The following is a 20,085-nucleotide window of genomic DNA, read 5'->3' on the forward strand; positions in this document are numbered from 1 at the left end:
GCGGCCGGCCCGGCCGGCCGAGAAGGGCGCCGGCGCTTCCGGCGCCACGGCGACGCTCCGCGCGGCACCGGAGTGAGGCTCGGCCTCGCGGTCGCCCGGGGCTTCGCCGAGGCCATGGGCCGCACTCTCGCGGCCGAGGACACCCCGGGCGGCGGGCTCACGATGATTCCCACCGTCCCGGTGGCAGCCGGTGCGACCGCCCACCGGTCGTCGACGGCCGCCACGTAGCCCCGCGCGCGAGACTCGTTGCCGGGCACCGGCAACCTGGCGTCCGCGACGGTGCGCGTAAGCGTTCTGTCAAAGACGCATCAAGAAAAGGTAGGGTTCCCACCGGTGTGCCGGGAAGCCTGGTCGGCGAACAGAGGTGTTCTCTCTTCCGATCGGGGTGTGACCAGTGGTACTCGTCGCTGTCTTCGGGGTGGCGCTGCTGATCGCGGTACTGCTCTCCGGGCTCGTCATCCTCTACGGCCTGTGCCACCGCACCCATGCCAACCCCTACCCGGCCGCGTTCCCCGCGGAGCCGGCGAAGTTCGCCACGCTGCTGATCTCACTGGCCGGCGCCGGGTTCGAGCGGCGGGAGAAGCTCACCGCCGCGTGGTTCGGGCCCATGGGCTTCGCCTCGGTGGTGTGACGACGCGCCCGACCACGCAGACCCCGCAGGCCGACATGGAGAGAAAGACCGCTGTATGAGCGATTGGCAGAGCTGGGCGGCCGTGGCCGTGTTCGTCGGCGCGTACGCGCTGATCATCAGCGAGCGCGTGCACCGGACGGCCGCGGCCCTCGGCGGCGCCGGACTCATGCTCGTCATCAGCGCCACCGACGACAAGGCGGCGTTCTACTCCGAGCACACCGGCATCGACTGGAACGTGATCTTCCTGCTGCTCGGGATGATGGCGATCGTCGGCGTGCTCCGGCAGACCGGCCTGTTCGAGTACCTGGCGATCTGGTCGGTCAAGCGGGCTCGGGGCAGACCCTTCCGGGTGATGGCGATGCTGATACTCATCACGGCGACGGCGTCCGCGCTCCTGGACAACGTCACCACCGTGCTGCTGGTCGCCCCGGTCACCCTGCTGGTGTGCGAGCGGCTCGCTCTCCCCTCCGCGCCGTTCCTGATCGCCGAGGTGTTCGCCTCGAACATCGGCGGCACCGCGACCCTGGTCGGCGACCCGCCCAACATCATCATCGCCAGCCGCGCCGGACTGACCTTCAATGACTTCCTGGTCCACCTCGCCCCGATCGCCGCCGTCCTGACGGTGGTGCTGCTGGCACTGTCCCGGGTGATGTTCCGCAAGGCGTTCGTCTACGACGAGGAGCGCGCCGCACAGGTCATGACACTGACGGAACGCGAGGCCATCCGCGACCCGCGCCTGCTCTGGCAGGGGCTGGCGGTCCTGGCGCTCGTCGTCGCCGGCTTCGTCCTGCACCCGGTGCTGCACTACGAGCCGAGCGTGGTCGCCCTGCTCGGCGCGGGTCTGCTGGTCGCCGTGTCGAAGGTGGACACCCGGGATGTCCTGGGCGAGGTGGAGTGGCCCACCCTCGCCTTCTTCGCCGGCCTGTTCGTGATGGTCGGCGCCCTGATCGAGACCGGTGTCATCGGCGACCTGTCCCGCGCCCTCGCTGACGCCACCGGCGGCCGGGAACTCGGCGCCACCCTCACTCTGCTGGGCGGCTCGGCGGTGCTGTCCGGAGTCGTCGACAACATCCCCTACGTGGCCACCATGGCGCCGATCACCGCCGACCTGGTCAAGGACATGGGCGGCGCGGCCGGCGGCCACCACGTGCTGTGGTGGGCGCTGGCCCTGGGCGCCGACCTGGGCGGCAATGCCACCGCGATCGGCGCCAGCGCCAACGTCGTCGTCCTCGGCATCGCCGAACGCAACCGGCAGCCCATCTCCTTCTGGCAGTTCACCAAGTACGGCCTCGTCGTCACGGCAGTGACCGTGCTGATCAGCGCTCTGTACCTGTGGCTGCGGTACTTCGCCCTGGTCTGATCCGGCTGCCGGCGAGGCCGCTCAGGTGGTCGGCGTACTCGCCGCGCCCGCCTTGCCCAGCAGCTCGTGCAGCAGGTGCGAGGCGGTGACGACCCCGAGCAGACGAGTGCCGGCCTTGTCCTTCGTGGCGACGGCGACCAGGGGGCTGCGCACCCGGGCCATCAGTGCGGCGACCTCCAGCGCGGTGTCGTCCGGGTCGGCGATCGGCGGCGCAGGCGCGGTACCCGACAGGCAGTCGCCGACCCGGCGGCCGGCCAGCGCCTGGCAGAGCCGGTCGGCGTGCTGCTCGTCGATCACGGCCGCGAGTGCGGGGTCCTCGACGACGTACGCCGGGACCAGCACCTTGACCATCTGGGAGGCCGGCAGGATCGCCTTCGGCTCCCCGCGCTCGTCCAGCACGAGCAGCGCCGGCAGCTTCTGCTCGGCCATCAGCCGCGCCGCCTCCAGCGCGTCGCTGTCGACGCTCACCGACTGGTACTCCACCGCCAGATCGCGTGCGCGCACGGCCGGCTCCCGTCTTCCCGAAACGTCCCTGTGCCGAGGTTCCTACCCGCGCCGCCCGGCGCGCCAGGTCATCGGGCAGAAACATACGCAACCCGAACACCGGCACGAGTGACCCCTGTCCCGTCCCTCCGCATCGCCCGGCAAGAAGCGCGTCAAGGAAGCATCAATTCGCTGGTCACAGGCCATACTTCATCGGTGGGGGCCGACTGGGTCCTCAGTGGTCCGGCGCGGGGAGGCGACAACCGGTGAGCAGTGTCGGCGAGGGGCTCGGCAAGGTCGAGGTACGGCTGAAATGGGACCCGAGTCCTTACGGGGAACCGGCCCGGCATCTCGACATCGTCGCCGCGACCTACTCCGCGGACGATCCCCACGGGCGGCCGGAGTACATCGTCCACTACGACAGCCGGTCACCCGACGGCACCATCAACATGACCCGGCACAGCCAGACCGGCCAGGGCTTCGGCTACGTCGAGGTCATGGTGCTGGAGTTCGACCGCCTCGCCGCCGCCTACGGGCGGGTCGTCGTGGGGGTGGTCATCCACCAGGACGGCGGACGCCGGACCTTCGGCGACATCCACAACGCCGGGGTGCTGGTCGTCCAGCGCTACACCCAACTGCTCGCGGACGACTTCACACAGGTCGCCGACTCCACCGCCACCACCGTGGCCGAGTTCGTCCGAGACGACTCCGGCGTGTGGGAGATGCGCGAGATGATCCGGGGGTCCGAAAGCGACCCGGTGCCCTTCACCCTGGAGATGGGCCGGACGCCCGGGCCCCGCCCCGGCCACACCCACGAGGAACGTCCGGCCGGGACGGCCTGAACGCACGATCAGGAGTCGCTGCCCGGCTGCGCCGCCGGCACACGGGCGATACCTGCCTGGTCCAGGACCGACCGGGCCCGCTCGTCGGCGTGCGTGACGACCACCCGGGTGTTGCGGGCCCGGGCGGCGCGCAGCGTCGCGAACAGTGCTCCGCAACCGTCCGGGCTGAGATACGTCACCTTGCCGAGGTCGATCTCCACGACCTGCGGTCCCCTGTCGGTCGACCGGATCGGGCGCAGGCCGGTCGCCCTGGCGCTGCGGGCGTCGAGTTCGCCGTGCAGCCGGACGACTTTCACGCGCGGACGGGCCGCGGGCGACGGACCTTCGGGGAAAAGCGAGCGGAGAGACGCATCGGTGGCTCCGGGGCAGCGGACGACGTCCGCCGACCAGGGGGTTGCCGCAGCAGGCATCCGGGCGGGCGGTGTGCCCGCGGGGGCGTGTGCCGCCGCGCCCGTTTCTCTCGGACGTCAGGTGGCCCCGGCGGTCGATCCGCACGCTGACCGGTGTCCCCGGCCCTCGCACCGGGGTACACCGTCGTGCGGCCGGTGTGGCTGGAGCCGTCCCGGGTCGTCCAGTGCACGGTGGCCCGGACGCGGCGGTCCTGCGCGGCGCCTTCGTGGTGCGGACGGCCGCGGCGGTTCGGCGTTCGGCCCGCTGCCGGTCCAGCCGGTGGTCCACCGCGGAGCCCGCTGCAAGACCCGTGACCAGGCTCGCTGCCGGCACGCCGACCCAGGCCGCGAGCAGGATCCCGGCGTCCACCACATCACTGCGCCGCCGCAGCGGAGTGCGCCGCAGGCGCCACATCCCCACCCTGCCGCCCTGCGACCGCACCATGACCGACACCCCCCCTTGGGCGAGTGCTGGCAGGTCCGTCGTTTCCTCAAGTCTGCTCCCGTCGCGCCTCTCGGGGCTTCGGGACGCTCGACGGGACCATTCGGAGGCGCTGTGGTGGCATCCGGCACGGACGGGCCGCAGGCTGGCGCCCGGACAGCGACGACTCGCCGCGCTTCACCACGATGGCAGGGCCTTTCAGGAGGAGACCAGCAACACCCAGGGGCTGATCGACCGCAGCACCGCCGTCATGGCAGCGCAGGGAGTGCACCTCGACGTCGTACGGGCGGTCGGCCATGACATCGCCACCGGGGTCTGGCCCGACATGCGGGAGCACGGCTGGGCGACGGACGCCTGGCCGGACCTGTACCGGCAGGTCATGGCGGCCGACATCCTCGTCCTGGCAGGACCCATCTGGCTGGGAGAGGACGGGCCCGTGGGGCCCGTCGGCGGCCGGTGCGCCACCCGAGCCCATTACCCGTGTCGGTCGCTCCTGCGCGAGCGCCGGGCGGTAACACCTGGTCAGACATGCCGACGGACCGCTCCACGACGACGCCGCGATGCTGCTCCTGCGGCGGTACCACGGTCATGGGGAAGGGAAATCTGTTCCCATCGCGTGAGGGGGCGCCGACTGCGGCACGGTAAAAAGGACCCATGCCGGATCACGAGATCCCCGCGGGGGCCATGGACGATGTCGACGCGGTCACCAGGGCGGTGCTGACCGCTTCCCGGCTGCTGGTGGCGGTCTCCGCCCGATCCCTGGCCGAGGTCGAGGAGGGGGTGACCCTGCCGCAGTTCCGGATGCTGGTGGTGCTGGCCACCCGGGGGGCCACCAAGCTGGTGGCGCTCGCCGACCTTCTCCAGGTGGCGCCGTCCACCGCGATGCGCATGGTCGACCGGCTCATCGCGGCCGGGCTCGCCGACCGCCAGACCAACCCCGGCAACCGCCGCGAGACCCTGCTGCAGCTCACCGACGAGGGCCGGCGCACCGTCGAGCACGTCACCGCCCGGCGCCGCTCCGAGATCGCGGCGATCGTCGCACGGCTCGGTCCCACGCAGCGGCTCGCGCTGATCGAGGCGCTGGGCGCCTTCAACCGGGCCGGCGGCGAGCCACCGGCGATCCCCGCCGCCGACCATCCGGATCCGCACCCGCTGGGCTGGGCCGTGGACGAGGCGATGGTCCACGACGTGTGACCCGCGCGAGCAGGAACCGCAGTGCGCAGCCGACCGGGCCCCGTTTTCGGACACATCGTTTCCGGACCACGCTTGCCTTGCGCAATGCAGCCGTCGCGCAGTACCGAGCCCTCGTCGCGGAACTGCAGAACCCCGCGGTCTCCGGACCCATCCTCGATGTCCACAACCCTGATCGCCGGCTCCCCGTGTCGCAGAGCAGGCAGACGTTGGGGTTCGCTTCCTTCGCGATCACTTTCACGCTGCCCGGCGAGCCTGGATCGCCGCTCAAGGGGAAGCTGTTGTCGTCGTTGAAGTGGTCGAGACCTGTTCGATCGGATCGGCCTCAAGTACAGAACCGACATCGCGCCTGTCTTCGGGAGCGAGCGAAGTTCGATCGCGAGGTCCAGCGGATCTTCGGACCGTAGAGGGCGCGGATGCGTCGAGCGAAGGTGAGAGGTCTGACCCTGCCGGTGCTCTCGGCCGAGACAGCGTGGCCTCACGCGAGGTACTCGGCCCGCGTGCGCAGGGTGCAACTGCGGATGGCCGGTTGCGTGACGTGACCTTAATGATCATTCTCTACGGTCTGTCGACAGATCACGACGTGGCCGCGCCCCGGCCGCGCAGCACCGTCTGCATGCTGAGCAACCCGAGGAGAGCCCCGTGATGACCCGTTCCGTTCGCCGGACCCGGCGGACGCTCCAGGTGGCCGGTGCCTCGGTCGCGGCCCTGCTGGCCCTGAGCGCCTGCTCGTCCTCCAGTGACGACTCGTCCGCCACGACGAAGTCGGACACCTCGTCGTCCGCGTCACCCAAGCTGTCGGGCTCGGTCACCGTGTTCGCCGCGGCCTCGCTCCAGGAGAGCTTCACCACGCTGAAGGCCGACTTCGAGAAGGCCCACCCGGGCACCAAGGTCAACTTCAGCTTCGGCGGCAGCGACACCCTCGCCGCGCAGATCACCAGCGGTGCGCCGGCCGACGTCTTCGCCTCCGCGAGCCCCAAGACCATGGCGATCGTGACGGACAAGAAGGACAACGCCACCGCCCCGGCCACCTTCGTCCGTAACCAGCTGGAGATCGCCACCCTGCCGGGCAACCCCGACAAGATCTCCTCCCTGAAGGACCTCACCAAGTCCTCGCTCAAGGTCGTCCTCTGCGACAAGACGGTGCCGTGCGGCGCCGCCGCCCAGAAGGCCCTGGACGCCAGCAAGCTCACGCTGACCCCGGTCTCCTACGGGGAGGACGTGAAGTCCGCCCTCAACAAGGTGGTCCTCAAGGAGGCCGACGCGGCGGTCGTTTACAAGACCGACGTGAAGGCCGCGGGCAGCAAGGTCGAGGGCGTGGCGTTCCCCGAGTCGGCGAACGCCATCAACGACTACCCGATCACCCTGCTGAAGGACGCCCCGAACCCGGCCGTGGCCAAGGCGTTCATCGCCCTCGTCCAGTCCGCCGAGGGCCAGCAGGTCCTGACCGACGCCGGCTTCCTCAAGCCGTGACCGCAGCGGGCTCAGCCGCGCAGCCCCAGGGCCTCGGTGCCTGAGTAGCGGGCTTGGGGGCCCAGTTCCTGTGGAGTGACCCCCGAAATTCCGACACCTGGACACCGATATGTGTCCGGTCGGCGGCGCTGAAGTCATGGCAGACCTGGACGGCCGAGCGGCCCAGTTGGAGGCGGGCTACGACATGGGGGCCGTCAGCAGTTCCTCAAGGGCGGTCGGAGTCATGGTCGGTCGCCGCCTTCCAGCAGGAACTGCCGTTGATGGGACCGTCGTGGCGGACGGTGGCGGCCAGTAGTTCCTTGCCGGTGCTGTGGCCCGACCCGTGGTGGACCCAGTGGCTGACGGCCTGGGCCGTGGTCGGTCGAAGTACAGCAGTTCGGCGGGTGCACGGGCCTCTTCTTGCGCTAGGCCCGGCGGGCGTCGCGCAGAGGGCAGGCGACCACTCCTGCGGTCAAGCTGGGCGTGCCCACGTGCGTTTCCCAGCGGGGCTACCCCCAGGGCAAGTACAACATCGGCGGCGACGGATCGCGCAGCGAGCCACTCACCCGCGCCGACCAGACGCGTACCGGCGAGGATTGTTCATGTCGCACAAGGACATCCCCGCGACTACGTGGCACGACGCACCCTCGAAGGACTCAAGACGAAGGAACATCTTCAGATGCCTCAAGCGCTTCGTCGCGCGCGAGGTCTACCACCACCTGACCAGCGCCTTCAGCGGCACACCGGCCCGTCTACTACAACTTGACGATCTATAGAAGCTTCAGGGTATGTACAGTGGCCGCTCCACAGTCTGTTCCTGTCACTCGTTCAGTGACTCTCCGTCACGTGCCGCAGGGGAGGTCGGCGCGGCGGAAACCAAAGAACGGCGAGACACGGCGGGTTCGTTGTGCCTGGAGGCGGGTAGCGGCATTCGATTCTCCCCGGATTCTCCCCAGCGTTGACAGGCGCTCAAAAGGCCAGGTCAGAGGCGTGACCTCGTGAGGGCAAGGAGATCATCCACATCACTTCTCCCCACGGACTCCCCAGAGCCCGTTCGTGCCCCAATTTTTCCAGGTGCGAGAGCAAACAGCGGAAGCTCCGCGTGGGTGGATGCTCATCCCTAAAGCCAGTCCCGTCGCTTGAAAATCACGTACAAACTGGCACATACAACCCCCATCAAGCCGATCGCGAAGGGGTATCCGAACCCCCAATGCAGCTCAGGCATGTGTGAGAAGTTCATGCCGTAGATAGTTCCAACGAGGGTTGGAGCAAACAGAATCGCCGCCCAGGAGGAGATCTTCTTGATCTCCTCGTTCTGTTCGAAGCCTGCCTCCGCCAACGCCCGCATCTCCGCGTTCTGTTCCTGGGTGACGAGGGTCGCGTTGACCGTGAGGATTTCCGTGAGGGCCTGGCGGAAGCCGTCCACGCGTTCGCTGATGTGGGTGACGTGGTCGGCGACGTCGCGGAGGTAGCGCTGGAGTTCCTCGTCGGTCTCGTACTTGGTGAAGCCGGCCATCAGGCCGTGCAGCATGCCGACGAGGGGGCGGGTCGCGCGCTGGAACTCGACCATCTCGCGGGAGAGTTCGTAGATGCGGCGGGACACGGACGGGTCGCCGCGGAAGACCTCGGTCTCGATCTCGTCGATGTCGTTCTGGACGCCCTCGACGACCGGGGCGTAGCCGTCGACCACCGCGTCGAGTATTGCGTAGAGGACGGCCTCCGGGCCGAGTTTGAGGAGGTCGGGGGAGTCCTCCATGCGGCGGCGGACCGCCGAGAGGTCCGGGGCCGCGCCGTGCCGGACCGTGATCACGAAGTCGGGGCCGACGAACACGTGCAGCTCGGCGAAGTCGACCTCCTCCGGCGCGTCCAGATAGCGGGCGGCGCGCAGCACCACGAAGAGCGTGTCGCCGTACCGCTCCAGCTTCGGCCGCTGGTGGGCCTCCATCGCGTCCTCGACCGCGAGCGGGTGCAGGTCGAACTCGCTGGCCAGGGAGAGGAGTTCGTCCGAGGTCGGGCGGGCCAGGCCGATCCACGCCATGCCCGAGGGCGTGTCGCGCAGTTCGCGGTACGTCTCCGCGAGGGTCGCCGGTGTCGACACCCGCACCCCGTCGCTGTACAGCGCCGCCTCCACGATGCTCGGCGGCTCGGCGGACTCCCCGCCCGGCACGGACCCGGACGCCGGCGGCGCCACCGTGTCGTCCTGCTCCTGCGGCAGGGCACGGCGCCAGACGGACCTTCTGGTGCCGCGGCCGTTCCTGCCGTTCGCGGCGTTCTTCGAAGCCGGGCTGGGGCGTCGCTCGGACATCGCGGCCGCCTCTCGGTGGAGCCTGCATCGGGCGTGAGCTGTGTGATCCGCGTGGTCCGGGTGATCACGCGTGATCGCTGAGTCTCGTCGCAGGATATACGGGGCATACGGGCCCGGCGGAGGGAATCGAGGGCGGGATTCGGTGAGAGATGCGGACAGGATCTGTCCTCGTTCGGCGTTAGCGTGCCGGTATGACGAAGCAGCCGTCCGGCCCGGTCCTCGGCACCCGCGCCCTCAACCGCGCCACCCTCGACCGCCAGCTCCTGCTGCGCCGCTCACCGCGGTCCGCGAAGGACGCCGTGGCGCACCTCGTCGGCCTCCAGGCGCAGAACGTCAAGCCGCCGTACTACGCCCTCGCCGCCCGCCTCGACGGCTTCGCCCCCGAGCAGCTGTCCGGGCTGATGGCCGACCGTGAGGTGGTCCGGATCGTCACCCTCCGCTCGACCATCCACACCCACACCGCCGCCGACGCGCTGACCCTGCGCCCGCTGGTCCAGCCCGCCCGGACCCGTGAACTGACCGCCTTCCGCAAGGGGCTGGCCGGTGTCGACCTGGACCGGCTCGCCGCGCTCGCCCGGGACCTGGTCGAGGCCGAGCCGCGCACCATGGCCGGGCTGCGGGAGGCGCTGCGCGCCGAGTGGCCGGACGCCGACCCGCACTCCCTCGCCGTCGCAGCCCGCTGCACCCTGCCCCTCGTCCAGGTCACCCCACGCGGGCTGTGGGGCCGGTCCGGACAGGTCGCCCTCACCACCGCCGAGCACTGGCTCGGCCGCCCCGTCGAGCCGGCGCCCACCCCTGACGCCGCGGCTGCCACGGATGCCGCGGCTGCCACGGATGCCGACGCGGCCACGGACACCGCCGTCCTGCGCTATCTCGCCGCCTTCGGGCCGGCCTCCGTCAGGGACATGCAGACCTGGGCCGGACTGACCCGGCTCCGCGCGGCCTTCGAACGGCTGCGGCCCCGCCTCCTCACCTTCCGGGACGAGACCGGCGCCGAGCTCTTCGACCTCCCCGACGCGCCCCGCCCCGACCCCGGGACCCCGGCGCCGCCCCGCTTCCTCCCCGAGTTCGACAACCTTCTCCTCTCGCACGCCGACCGCACCCGTGTCGTCCCGGCCGAGCACCGGGGCCGCGCCTGGCAGGGCAACCAGGCCCACCGCACCCTGCTCGTCGACGGGTTCCTGGCGGGGGTGTGGAAGCTGACGGAGGATGCCCTGGTCATCGAGATCTTCGGGGCGGCGGGGGCCGGCTCGGCGGCGGAGCGGGCGGCGATCGTGGAGGAGGGCGAGCGGATGCTGGCTGCTTTGCATCCCGGCGAGCGGTACGACATCCGGTTCGGGGACGTCGTGGCGCAGGCAGGGTGATGAGCAACGTCCGGTCCACCCGGCCGGCCCCGTTCGTGCCGGGCTCCAGGCGCTCCGCCGACGGTGCCGTGCCATGCCGTCGGGCGGCTGCCGCGCCGTCGTCGCTGGTCGCGCAGTTCCCCGCGCCCCTTCGGGGGCGCTGCCGCACCGCGGTGGAGTTCACCGGTCCCGCCTAGAGTCGGTGTCATGGAACTGCGGCAGCTCAGCTACTTCGTCGCCGTCGCCGAGGAGCTGCACTTCGGGCGGGCCGCCGAGCGGCTGCACATCGTGCAGTCGGCCGTCAGCCAGCAGATTCAGCGGCTCGAACGGGAACTGGGCGCCGAGCTGTTCGACCGTTCGCCGCGCCGGGTCCGGCTCACCGGTGCGGGGGAGCGGCTGCTGCCCGAGGCGCGGGCGGTGCTGGCGGCGGCCGAGCGGGCCCGGGCCGCGGTCGCCCGGCCGGCCGGGCTGCGGATCGGCACCAGTACCGGACTCGGTGCGCACCTGGACCGGGTGCTGGACGCGTTCGCGCGCCGCGCGCCCGACGTGCCCGTCGAGCTGTACTCGCTGCCGGCCGCGGAGCGTCTCGCACGGGTCGCCGCCGGCCGCCTGGACGCCGCGTTCGTGCGGGCCGTCGAGGCCGTGCCCGGGGTGCGGGTCCATCCGCTGTGGCCCGACCCCCTGGTCGCCGCGCTCCCCGCCTCCCATCCCCTCGCGAGCCGCGCCGAGATCGGCGTCGAGGAGCTGGCCGGCCTTCCGCTCGCGCTCACCGAGCGCCGTACCAACCCCGCCCTCGTCGACCTGGTCGTCGGCGCCTGCCGCGAGGCCGGCTTCGAGCCGCTGCCGGGACCGTCACCGGGCTCCCTCCAGGACGCCCTCGCCAGCATCGGCACCCGCCCCCTGTGGACGGTCGTGTACGCGTCCCACGCGCGCGTGCTGCACAGTTCCCGGGTCGCCTTCGTGCCGTTCCGGGCGCCGGGCCTGGCTCTTGTCACGGGGCTCGCCGTGCCCGCTGTCGCGCCCTCCCCGCACCTGAGCACTCTGCTCCTGGCCTGCGACGATCACGAAAGCTGATCGCTGCCGTCGGGATCTGCTCCTTGGTCGCGGACGTCCGGCGCGATGGACTGGACCCACCGAACAGAACACGCACTCGGAGGAGTTCAGCGATGCCGATCGTCACCGTCCAGCAGGGCCCCCGCGACCCCGAACTCAAGCGGGAGCTCGTCAGGCGCGTCACCGACGCGTTCGTCGACGCGTACAAGATCCCCGCCGAGACCGTGCAGGTCTGGATCCACGAGGTCCCGGCCGACAGCTGGGGCGCCGCGGGCACACTCGCCGCCGACAAGTAGCCGGGCCGGGACGTGGATAGGGGGCGCTGCGGGCTGCTCGTGGAAGCCCGCAACGCCCCCTGGTCACTCACCCGAGGGAACCTCGGGAGGTCTTCTGGTTACGAGTTGACCTGCGCGGTCACCAGGTCCGAGAAGGTGGTCAGCCGGGTGTAGACACCCGGGTAACCCGCCTCCGCGCACCCCTCTCCCCAGGAAGTGATCCCTGCCAGGACGCCCCCGATGAGCAGGGGACCGCCGCTGTCGCCCTGGCAGGTGTCTACGCCACCGGACGTGTATCCGGCGCAAACCATGTCGGTCTGGACGAAGTCCGAACCGTAGGAGCTCTTGCAGCTGGAGTCGGACACGATCGGGACGGTCGCGGTCCGCAGCTGGTTGGAGGAGCTGCCGTTCTCCGAGGTGGTGCCCCAGCCGAGGATGCGGGCCGTGGTGCCGGCCGCGTACACGCTCGTCTGGGAGGACGTCACGTACGACGCCGGGGTGTACGACATCGCCGTCGACAGCGTCAGGACGGAGACGTCGTCGCCGTTGGTGGCATCCGTGTAGTCCGGGTTGATCCAGATCTTGCTGACCTTGCTGACCGTGCCGTTGGTGCCGTTGAGGTACGTGCGGCCGCCGACCACGCGGACGCTGCTCGTCGACTCGCCCTCCATGCAGTGGGCGGCCGTCACCACCTTGGTGGCCGACACCAGGGTGCCGCCGCAGAACTGGCTGCCGGACGCGTCCGTGATCTGCATCATGAACGGGTACGAGGTCGTCGTGGTGGTCGTTCCGCCGACGATCGGCTGGGGGGCGGCTGACGCGGTGGGGGACGCGATCAGCGCGGTCGCCGCAGCGGCGGCGGTGGCCACCAGGACTGCGGCGGACTTTCTTGCGCGGTGGTGCCCGAACATGAGTCTCCTCAGTGGGGGTTGCCGGTGGGGGTCGCGCGGGTGTGGGGGGTGCAGCACGGGGGTCGCGGGACCGACCCCCGTATGCCCGGGCGAGCGGCACATCCATAAGCTAGGACCCGGAACCCCACCCTCCCAATGAGGGAACCCCCTAGGGGGATGGCGGAGGGAAAACCCTCGGTCCGCCTCAGTTAACCGGGAGCGCTCTCACTTCGCGCGTCGCCCTGCGGCCAAACGGACTATGTCCACGCGCGATCGGATGCCCAGCTTGCGGTAGACCCGGGTGAGCGTGGCCTCGACCGTCTTGACGCTGATGAACAGCCGGGCGGCGATCTCCCGGTTGGTGGCGCCCTCCATGACCAGCGCGGCGACCTGACGCTCCATCGCGGCAAGACCGTCCAGGGCGTCGAGCGCGGCCGGCGGCTCGACCGGCGGCTCCGGCGCGGAGACGGCCTCGTCCACCTGCCGCAGCCACGGTAGCGCCCGGCACCGCCGGAACAGCCGGGTGGCCTCGTCGAACGCCGTGGCGGAGCGCCTGTCGCGCAGTGCCGCCAGCGCGAACGCGGCCCGCGCCTCCTCCAGGCCGTGGCCCAGTTTGGCGAACCGGTCCTGAGCCGAGGTCAGCAGGGTGACGGCCGCGTCGCGTTCCCCGTGCGCGGCCCGGACCAGCGCCTCGGCCCGGTCGAGCGCGGCCAGGACACTCTCCCGGCCGAGTCTGAGCGCGTGCTCCCGGGTGACGTCGATGACGTCCTGCGCCTCGGCGGGTTCACCCACCCGGACGAGTGCCTCGGCGAGGTCGCCCTGCCAGCGGCCACGGGCCGGGTCGGTGATGCCGAGGCTCTGCTCCAGTTCCCGCACCCGGCGCAGCGAGCGGACGGTGCCCGCCGGGTCGCCGGCCACCAACTGGGCGTATCCGAGGGCGCCCAGGGCCCGGGACAGGTACATGGTGTCGCCGTCCTGCTCGGCGTGCTCCACCGCCTCCCTGGCCAGCGCCAGGCCCCGGTCCACGTCGCCGCCGGACGCCTCGGCCAGCGAGGTGAGCATCGCGGAGGCGGTCTCGCCGATCCCGGAGTCGTGGGCGAGGTGCAGGCCCTCGCGGGCCAGGTCCAGGGCCCGGCCGCAGTGCCCCGAGCGCAGCTCGGTCTCGGCGAGGCCGCGCAGGAAGTGCACCTCGCTCTCCACCTGCCCGCGCCGGCGCACCTCGCGCAGCAGCGCGGTGACGGTGGCCCGCGCCTCGGCCAGCTGGTCGCCCATCACCAGCCAGCGGAACCTGGCGCTGCCCGCCCCGTTGTGGTGGCAGGCCACGTACGGGTCCTGGGGCTCCTTCAGGGCGCGCTTGATGGTGGCGGGCGCCGCCGGATGCCCCATCAGGGTCTCGACCTGGGCCTGGAGGGAGAGCGCGAGGAGTTCGGTGCGCCGGTCGCCGCCCTCGGCCGCGAGGTCGGCGGAGTGCGCCGCCGCCTGCCGGGCCTCGGTGAAGTCGCCGCCCACGATCAGCGCCCGCCAGGCCAGCTGGTAGTGGACCTTGCCGAGCAGCCGCGGGTCGTCGCCGGCGTCGGCGAGGGCGTGCGGGAAGGCCGCGTCGACCTCGGTCATGGTGTGGCCGGCGGAGTCGATCACCAGGATCCAGGCCCGCACCCGGTCCGCCGGACGGGTGGCGTGGGTGAGCACCTCACGGGCGATGTCCTGGGCGAGGTCGATCTCGCCCGCGCTGGTCGCGTCCTCGGCGGCCTGGAGCCGGCGTTCGTCCGGGGTGGGCGTGTGGTCGCCGGGGGTGTGCCGGGCGGCGAGCAGGCCGATCTGCGCGGCCACCGAGGGCGCGCCGCGGTCCCGGGCCTCGGTCGCGGCCTCGGCGAGCCGGTCGGCGACCTCCGGGTCGGTGCCGGTGGTGGCCAGGGCCAGGTGCCGGGCCCGCTCGATCGGGTCGGAGGCGGCCGTGGACAGCGCCGCGTGCGCGGCCCGGCGCTCCTGCGCGGGCGCCTCGGCGTACAGCGCGGCGGAGATCAGGGGGTGCGCGAACCGTACGGCGGGACCCTCGGGCTCGGTGGCCAGCAGTCCCAGTTCGGCCGCCTGGGCGCACTCGGCCTCGGCGTTCTCCCGGCCGGCCGCGTGCAGCAGGGCCTGGGTGGGGCGGGCGCCTGCGCTGGCCACCAGCAGGGTGCGGCGGGCCTCGACGGAGAGCATGTCGAGGCGGCTGAGGACCAGGGCGCGCAGCGAGGTCGGCACCGGCAGCGGCTCGCCGGGGCGGGGCGGGGTCGGGTTCTCGGCGAGGGCGCGGCCGAGTTCCAGGGCGAAGAGGGGGTTGCCGCCGCTGGTGCGGTGGATCTCGCGGACCGTGGAGCGGGTCAGCCCGGTGTGGCCGCGGTGGTCGAGGAGCTCGGAGACCTGCCTCCGGTTCAGCGCGCCGAGGCGGACGGCGACGGTGTCCGGGGGCGACGCGCGTAGGTGACGGTCGTACTCCTGGCCCTCCGTGCGGACCGCGCTGAGCAGTTGGACCGGGGTGCCGCCGAGCCGGCGGGCGGCGAAGCCGAGGAGCTCGGCGCTGGCCGGATCCAGCCACTGGAGGTCGTCGGCGACGATCAGCACGGGCCCCTCGGCGGCCAGCACGCGCAGCGTGGACAGCACGGCGAGGCGCAGGGCGAGGCCGTCGCGCTGGAGGGTGGACTCGCCGCGACCGGTGAGCGCCGACTCCAGGGCGGTGCGCTGGGCGCCGGGCAGGTGGGCGGAGACGTCGTCGAGGACCAGGCCGAAGAGGTCGGCGAGGGCGAGGAACGGAAGATGGGATTCGGACTCGGTGGCCGAGCAGCGCAGCACGGTGCGGGCGGCACCGGCGTATTCCGCGTCCAGCGCCCGCAGGACCGTGGATTTTCCTATTCCGGCGGGCCCGTGCAGGAGGACGCTGCCCCCCGAGGAGAGCTGCTCCCGGGCGGCCGCGAACAGCTCCGCCCGGCCGATGACCAGGTCGGGGCGGCATCTGGCAGGCTCCTGGAAGTCCCGTCGCACGGTCACCGCTCCCCTCGTGTGTCGTGTCCGGGCCAAATTCTAGGCAATGAACCCTGAAATTCGGCCGAACGACGTCGTGAGGGAAATAACAGGGGCTTCGCATATGGCAATTCACAGCGCGTGCGCATGAATGGAATGGGTCCCCTCCGCTATGGCAACACCCCCGTCCGACGAGCCGCCGACACCGCCTCCCCCCGGGTGTGCGCGCCCAGCTTCCGCATCGCCGAGCGCAGGTAGCCCTTGACCGTCTCGGGCCGCAGCCCCAGCCGCTCGGCCACCGCCGCGTTGGTCGCCCCGGCCGCCACACACGCCAGCACGTCCAGTTCCCGGGGCGCCAGCACCGCCTCGGCCGCCGGAACCGGCGCCGGCGCGGTCAGCAGCCCGCAGGCGGCGAGCAGTTCGGCGCGCAGCGCCGGATCGGTGATCCGCGGCGCCAGGGCCCGCAGCGCGGCATGCGCCTCCCGCACCTGCTCCCAGGCGGTCCCCGGATCGCCCACGACGGCCGGTTCCGGCCGCGCCGCCGCCAGCAGCCCCCTGGCCTCGTCCTGCACGACCAGCGCCTGCTCCACGTCCCGGGCCGCCGCCACCGCCGCGCCCAGCGTGCGGTCGCCCAGCGGCTGGGCGGTGCGCAGCGCGCCGTACAGCACGCCCCGGACCCGGCGCCGCACCACCACCGGAACCGCGAGCACCGAGCGCAGGCCCTCGGCGGCCACCGGGATGTCGTACTCGTGGCTGATCTGCTGTGAGGCCGAGTAGTCGACGACCGCGCAGGGTCGGGCCAGGGCGACCGCCCTGCCGCCCAGGCCGTTCCCCGAGGTGACCGCGAGCGAGCGCAGCGACGCCGTGTTGGTGCCGGTCAGCTCGCTGATCCGGACCAGTGTCCGGCCCGCCTCGACCAGCCCGCCGAAGGCGATCGGAAGCCCGGTGGTGCGCCGGAGTCTGGACAGCGCACCACGTATCTCCACCGCCCCCGCGACCTCTGCTGCCACCTGTCCTGCCCCTTCGACCCCGGCCTCGTGCTGTCCACACCCCCGTTAGGGGGTAGTGAGACCTGCATCACGGATTACACGATGCCAGAGAGCCGCCCGGCAATGGTCCGGTACTGAAGGAGACGCGTATGACGAGTGCGACGGAGGACTTCCGCAGGGCACGGGACTTCCTGCTGGAACACCGTGCGGACTACGCCACCGCCTACGAGGGCTTCGCCTGGCCGCGCCCGGACCGCTTCAACTGGGCGCTGGACTGGTTCGACGTCATCGCCGAGGGCAACGACCGCACCGCCCTGCACATCGTCGAGGAGGACGGCGGCGAGACGAAGCTGTCCTTCGCCGAGCTGTCCGAGCGCTCCGACCGGGTCGCGAACCACCTGCGCGCGCGAGGCGTCGCGCCGGAGGACCGCATCCTGGTCATGCTCGGCAACCAGGCCGAGCTGTGGGAGACCGCGCTGGCCGCGATGAAGCTGCGGGCCGTCGTCATCCCGGCCACCCCGCTGCTCGGCCCGGCCGACCTGCGCGACCGCGTCGACCGGGGCCGGGTGAAGCACGTGCTCGTGCGCGCCGAGGACGCGGCCAAGTTCGACGAGGTGCCGGGCCGGTACACCCGGACCGCGGTGGGCGGGGAGCCGGTGGCGGGCTGGGAGGCGTACGAGGACGCGTACGCCGCCTCCGCCGACTTCGCGCCGGACGGGCCGACCCTGGCCGACGACCCGCTGATGCTCTACTTCACCTCGGGCACCACCGCCCGCCCCAAGCTGGTCGAGCACACCCACACCTCGTACCCCATCGGGCACCTGGCCACCATGTACTGGATCGGCCTCAAGCCCGGTGACGTGCACCTGAACATCTCCTCGCCGGGCTGGGCCAAGCACGCCTGGTCGAACCTGTTCGCGCCCTGGAACGCCGAGGCGACCGTCTTCATCCACAACTACTCGCGCTTCGACGCGGGCCGGCTGATGGCCGAGATGGACCGGCACGGGGTGACGTCCTTCTGCGCCCCGCCGACGGTCTGGCGCATGCTCATCCAGGCGGATCTCGGCCAGCTGGCGGTCCCGCCCCGCGAGGTCGTCGCGGCGGGCGAGCCGCTCAACCCCGAGGTGATCGAGCAGGTGCGGCGCGCCTGGCACGTCACCATCCGGGACGGGTTCGGGCAGACCGAGACGGCCGTGCAGGTCTCCAACAGCCCGGGGCAGCAGTTGAAGACCGGGTCCATGGGCCGTCCGAGCCCCGGATACCGGGTGGAGCTCCTGGACCCGGTCAGCGGCGCGCCCGGCGCGGTGGAGGGTGAGATCGCGCTCGACCTCGCGGCGCGGCCGGTGGGCCTGATGACCGGCTACCACGGGGACGCCGACCGCACGGCGGAGGCGATGGCCGGCGGCTACTACCGCACCGGGGACATCGGCTCCCGGGACGAGGACGGCTACATCACCTACGTCGGCCGCGCCGACGACGTGTTCAAGGCGTCCGACTACAAGATCAGCCCGTTCGAGCTGGAGAGCGCGCTCCTCGAACACGAGGCGGTGGCCGAGGCGGCCGTCGTGCCCGCGCCGGACGACCTGCGGCTCGCCGTGCCCAAGGCGTACATCGTCCTCGCGGCGGGCTGGGAGCCGGGCCCGGACACCGCGAAGGTGCTCTTCGAGCACTCGCGGCAGGTCCTGGCGCCGTACAAGCGGGTCCGGCGGCTGGAGTTCGCCCCGCTGCCGAAGACCGTGTCCGGGAAGATCCGCCGGATCGAGCTGCGCGAGGCCACGGCCGCCGGCTCGGCCGACGAGTACCGCGAGGAGGACTTCCGGTGACCTCGTCGTACACGCACGGCACGAGCGGCACCACACTGCTCGGCGACACCATCGGGGCCAACCTGGACCGGGCCGTCGCGGCCTGGCCGGACCGCGAGGCGCTGGTGGACGTACCGACCGGCCGGCGCTGGACCTACACCGAATTCGCCGCCGACGTCGACCGGTTGGCGTACGCGCTGCTGGCGAGCGGGGTCGCCAAGGGCGACCGGGTGGGCATCTGGGCGGTGAACTGCGCCGAGTGGGTGCTGGTGCAGTACGCCACCGCCCGGATCGGCGCGATCATGGTCAACATCAACCCGGCCTACCGAACCCACGAGGTCGAGTACGTCCTCAACCAGGCAGGGATCTCCCTGCTGTTCGCCTCCCTCACCCACAAGACCAGCGACTACCGGGCGATGGTGGAGGAAGTGCGGGGCAGGTGCCCCGAGTTGCGGGAGACCGTCTACATCGGGGACCCGGGCTGGGACGCGCTGACCGCCCGCAGAACGGCCGACAGGGCCCCCGAACTGGCGGCCCGCGCGGCCGAGTTGTCCTGCGACGACCCCATCAACATCCAGTACACCTCGGGCACCACCGGCTTCCCGAAGGGGGCCACGCTCTCCCACCACAACATCCTCAACAACAGTTACTTCGTCGGGGAGTCGATCGCCTACACCGAGCAGGACCGGATCTGCATCCCGGTGCCCTTCTACCACTGCTTCGGCATGGTGATGGGCAACCTGGCGGCCACCTCGCACGGCGCCTGCATCGTGATCCCGGCCCCGTCCTTCGAGCCGAAGGCCACCCTGGAGGCGGTCCAGCAGGAGCGCTGCACCTCGCTGTACGGCGTCCCGACCATGTTCATCGCCGAGCTGAACCTCCCCGACTTCGCGTCCTACGACCTCTCCACCCTGCGCACCGGCATCATGGCGGGCTCGCCCTGCCCGGTCGAGGTGATGAAACGGGTGGTCGCCGAGATGCACATGGCGGAGGTCTCCATCTGCTACGGCATGACGGAGACGTCCCCGGTCTCGCTCCAGACCCGGATCGAGGACGACCTGGAACACCGCACCGGCACCGTCGGCCGGGTGCTGCCGCACCTGGAGGTCAAGGTCGTCGACCCCGCCACCGGGGTCACCCGACCCCGGGGAACCGCAGGCGAGTTGTGCACCCGGGGCTACAGCGTGATGCTCGGCTACTGGAACGAGCCCGAGCGGACGGCGGAGGCCGTCGACCCAGGGCGCTGGATGCACACCGGCGACCTGGCGATGATGCGCGAGGACGGGTACGTCGAGATCGTCGGCCGCATCAAGGACATGATCATCCGGGGCGGCGAGAACATCTACCCGCGCGAGATCGAGGAGTTCCTCTACGCCCACCCCAAGATCCGGGACGTCCAGGTGGTCGGGATACCGCACGAGAGGTACGGCGAGGAGGTCCTCGCCTGCGTCATCCCGCACGACCCGGCCGCCCCGCCCACCCTCGACGAACTCCGCACCTTCTGCGAGGGCCGCCTGGCCCACTACAAGGTCCCGAGCCGCATCCAGATCCTGGAGACCTTCCCCATGACGGTCTCAGGCAAGGTCCGCAAGATCGAACTGAGGGAGCAATACAACGGCCGGTAACCGCAGCGCCCCT

At 71.6% G+C, this 20,085-nt stretch carries 16 protein-coding genes and 2 pseudogenes; 12 read left to right on the forward strand and 6 right to left on the reverse strand.

Going from position 1 to position 20,085, the window contains the following annotated elements; all coding sequences use genetic code 11:
• Positions 1-36: 36 nt before the first annotated feature.
• The 3 genes and pseudogenes from ACGF5O_RS22485 to ACGF5O_RS22495 all read left to right on the forward strand — a co-directional run.
• Positions 37-228 (forward strand): annotated as a pseudogene (locus tag ACGF5O_RS22485) (hypothetical protein); the annotation flags it as partial.
• 166 nt (positions 229-394) lie between these two features.
• The gene (locus ACGF5O_RS22490; protein WP_393811643.1) at positions 395-631 is read left to right on the forward strand and encodes a hypothetical protein; all 237 of its coding nucleotides are present in this window, start codon (positions 395-397) and stop codon (positions 629-631) included.
• A gap of 55 nt (positions 632-686) precedes the next feature.
• Positions 687-1,991: an SLC13 family permease gene (locus tag ACGF5O_RS22495; protein ID WP_393811644.1), complete on the forward strand. Its 1,305-nt coding sequence runs from the start codon at positions 687-689 to the stop codon at positions 1,989-1,991.
• 21 nt (positions 1,992-2,012) lie between these two features.
• On the opposite strand, the gene ACGF5O_RS22500 is transcribed toward ACGF5O_RS22495, so the two are convergent.
• On the reverse strand, positions 2,013-2,495 hold the full coding sequence (locus ACGF5O_RS22500) for a CBS domain-containing protein (protein ID WP_393811645.1): 483 nt from the start codon (positions 2,493-2,495) through the stop codon (positions 2,013-2,015).
• Between the two features lie 245 nt (positions 2,496-2,740).
• Between ACGF5O_RS22500 and ACGF5O_RS22505 the strand changes: the two genes are divergently transcribed.
• Positions 2,741-3,316 (forward strand): TerD family protein, encoded by a 576-nt coding sequence (locus ACGF5O_RS22505; RefSeq protein ID WP_393811646.1) that lies wholly within the window; start codon positions 2,741-2,743, stop codon positions 3,314-3,316.
• Positions 3,317-3,324: 8 nt separating this feature from the next.
• On the opposite strand, the gene ACGF5O_RS22510 is transcribed toward ACGF5O_RS22505, so the two are convergent.
• Positions 3,325-3,612, reverse strand: a complete 288-nt coding sequence (locus ACGF5O_RS22510) for an STAS domain-containing protein (protein ID WP_393811647.1) — start codon at positions 3,610-3,612, stop codon at positions 3,325-3,327.
• 740 nt (positions 3,613-4,352) lie between these two features.
• Here ACGF5O_RS22510 and ACGF5O_RS22515 point away from each other — a divergent pair.
• From ACGF5O_RS22515 to modA, 3 genes and pseudogenes are all read left to right on the forward strand, one after another.
• Positions 4,353-4,649 (forward strand): annotated as a pseudogene (locus ACGF5O_RS22515) (flavodoxin family protein); the annotation flags it as partial.
• Between the two features lie 152 nt (positions 4,650-4,801).
• Positions 4,802-5,341 (forward strand): MarR family winged helix-turn-helix transcriptional regulator, encoded by a 540-nt coding sequence (locus ACGF5O_RS22520; protein WP_393811648.1) that lies wholly within the window; start codon positions 4,802-4,804, stop codon positions 5,339-5,341.
• Between the two features lie 642 nt (positions 5,342-5,983).
• Complete coding sequence (gene modA, locus ACGF5O_RS22525) at positions 5,984-6,811, forward strand: molybdate ABC transporter substrate-binding protein (RefSeq protein ID WP_393811649.1); 828 nt, start codon at positions 5,984-5,986, stop codon at positions 6,809-6,811.
• Positions 6,812-7,910: 1,099 nt separating this feature from the next.
• Here the strand turns inward: modA and ACGF5O_RS22530 are convergent.
• Positions 7,911-9,095: a magnesium and cobalt transport protein CorA gene (locus ACGF5O_RS22530; protein WP_393811650.1), complete on the reverse strand. Its 1,185-nt coding sequence runs from the start codon at positions 9,093-9,095 to the stop codon at positions 7,911-7,913.
• A gap of 191 nt (positions 9,096-9,286) precedes the next feature.
• On the opposite strand from ACGF5O_RS22530, the gene ACGF5O_RS22535 reads away from it, so the two are divergent.
• From ACGF5O_RS22535 to dmpI, 3 genes are all read left to right on the forward strand, one after another.
• Positions 9,287-10,459, forward strand: a complete 1,173-nt coding sequence (locus ACGF5O_RS22535) for a winged helix DNA-binding domain-containing protein (RefSeq protein WP_393811651.1) — start codon at positions 9,287-9,289, stop codon at positions 10,457-10,459.
• Between the two features lie 186 nt (positions 10,460-10,645).
• Positions 10,646-11,512: a LysR substrate-binding domain-containing protein gene (locus ACGF5O_RS22540; RefSeq protein ID WP_393811652.1), complete on the forward strand. Its 867-nt coding sequence runs from the start codon at positions 10,646-10,648 to the stop codon at positions 11,510-11,512.
• 92 nt (positions 11,513-11,604) lie between these two features.
• The gene (gene dmpI, locus ACGF5O_RS22545; protein WP_393811653.1) at positions 11,605-11,787 is read left to right on the forward strand and encodes a 4-oxalocrotonate tautomerase DmpI; all 183 of its coding nucleotides are present in this window, start codon (positions 11,605-11,607) and stop codon (positions 11,785-11,787) included.
• Between the two features lie 98 nt (positions 11,788-11,885).
• On the opposite strand, the gene ACGF5O_RS22550 is transcribed toward dmpI, so the two are convergent.
• The 3 genes from ACGF5O_RS22550 to ACGF5O_RS22560 form a co-directional block, all read right to left on the reverse strand.
• The gene (locus ACGF5O_RS22550) at positions 11,886-12,677 is read right to left on the reverse strand and encodes a S1 family peptidase (RefSeq protein ID WP_393811654.1); all 792 of its coding nucleotides are present in this window, start codon (positions 12,675-12,677) and stop codon (positions 11,886-11,888) included.
• Between the two features lie 204 nt (positions 12,678-12,881).
• A complete protein-coding gene (locus tag ACGF5O_RS22555; protein WP_393811655.1) occupies positions 12,882-15,683 on the reverse strand; it encodes an AAA family ATPase in 2,802 nt (933 codons plus the stop codon).
• 143 nt (positions 15,684-15,826) lie between these two features.
• Positions 15,827-16,666 carry a response regulator transcription factor gene (locus ACGF5O_RS22560; RefSeq protein ID WP_393811656.1) on the reverse strand — a complete coding sequence of 280 codons (840 nt, stop codon included), beginning with the start codon at positions 16,664-16,666 and terminating at the stop codon, positions 15,827-15,829.
• A 128-nt stretch (positions 16,667-16,794) separates the two neighbouring features.
• On the opposite strand from ACGF5O_RS22560, the gene ACGF5O_RS22565 reads away from it, so the two are divergent.
• On the forward strand, positions 16,795-18,468 hold the full coding sequence (locus ACGF5O_RS22565) for an AMP-binding protein (RefSeq protein WP_393811657.1): 1,674 nt from the start codon (positions 16,795-16,797) through the stop codon (positions 18,466-18,468).
• Entirely contained in the window at positions 18,465-20,072 is a 1,608-nt protein-coding gene (locus tag ACGF5O_RS22570; protein ID WP_393811658.1) for an AMP-binding protein, read from the forward strand. Before ACGF5O_RS22565 ends, ACGF5O_RS22570 begins: the two co-directional genes overlap by 4 nt.
• Positions 20,073-20,085 lie beyond the last annotated feature (13 nt).

Origin of the sequence: Streptomyces sp. NPDC048291, from assembly GCF_043201715.1 — a bacterium.
In the GTDB taxonomy this organism is placed as follows: Bacteria; Actinomycetota; Actinomycetes; order Streptomycetales; family Streptomycetaceae; genus Streptomyces.

Coding starts and splice junctions, on each gene's coding strand:
- ACGF5O_RS22495 (WP_393811644.1), top strand. CDS start 687: ATGAGCGATTGGCAGAGCTGGGCGGCCGTGGCCGTGTTCGTCGGCGCG.
- ACGF5O_RS22520 (WP_393811648.1), top strand. CDS start 4,802: ATGCCGGATCACGAGATCCCCGCGGGGGCCATGGACGATGTCGACGCG.
- modA (WP_393811649.1), top strand. CDS start 5,984: ATGACCCGTTCCGTTCGCCGGACCCGGCGGACGCTCCAGGTGGCCGGT.
- ACGF5O_RS22530 (WP_393811650.1), bottom strand. CDS start 9,095: ATGTCCGAGCGACGCCCCAGCCCGGCTTCGAAGAACGCCGCGAACGGC.
- ACGF5O_RS22535 (WP_393811651.1), top strand. CDS start 9,287: ATGACGAAGCAGCCGTCCGGCCCGGTCCTCGGCACCCGCGCCCTCAAC.
- ACGF5O_RS22540 (WP_393811652.1), top strand. CDS start 10,646: ATGGAACTGCGGCAGCTCAGCTACTTCGTCGCCGTCGCCGAGGAGCTG.
- dmpI (WP_393811653.1), top strand. CDS start 11,605: ATGCCGATCGTCACCGTCCAGCAGGGCCCCCGCGACCCCGAACTCAAG.
- ACGF5O_RS22550 (WP_393811654.1), bottom strand. CDS start 12,677: ATGTTCGGGCACCACCGCGCAAGAAAGTCCGCCGCAGTCCTGGTGGCC.
- ACGF5O_RS22565 (WP_393811657.1), top strand. CDS start 16,795: ATGACGAGTGCGACGGAGGACTTCCGCAGGGCACGGGACTTCCTGCTG.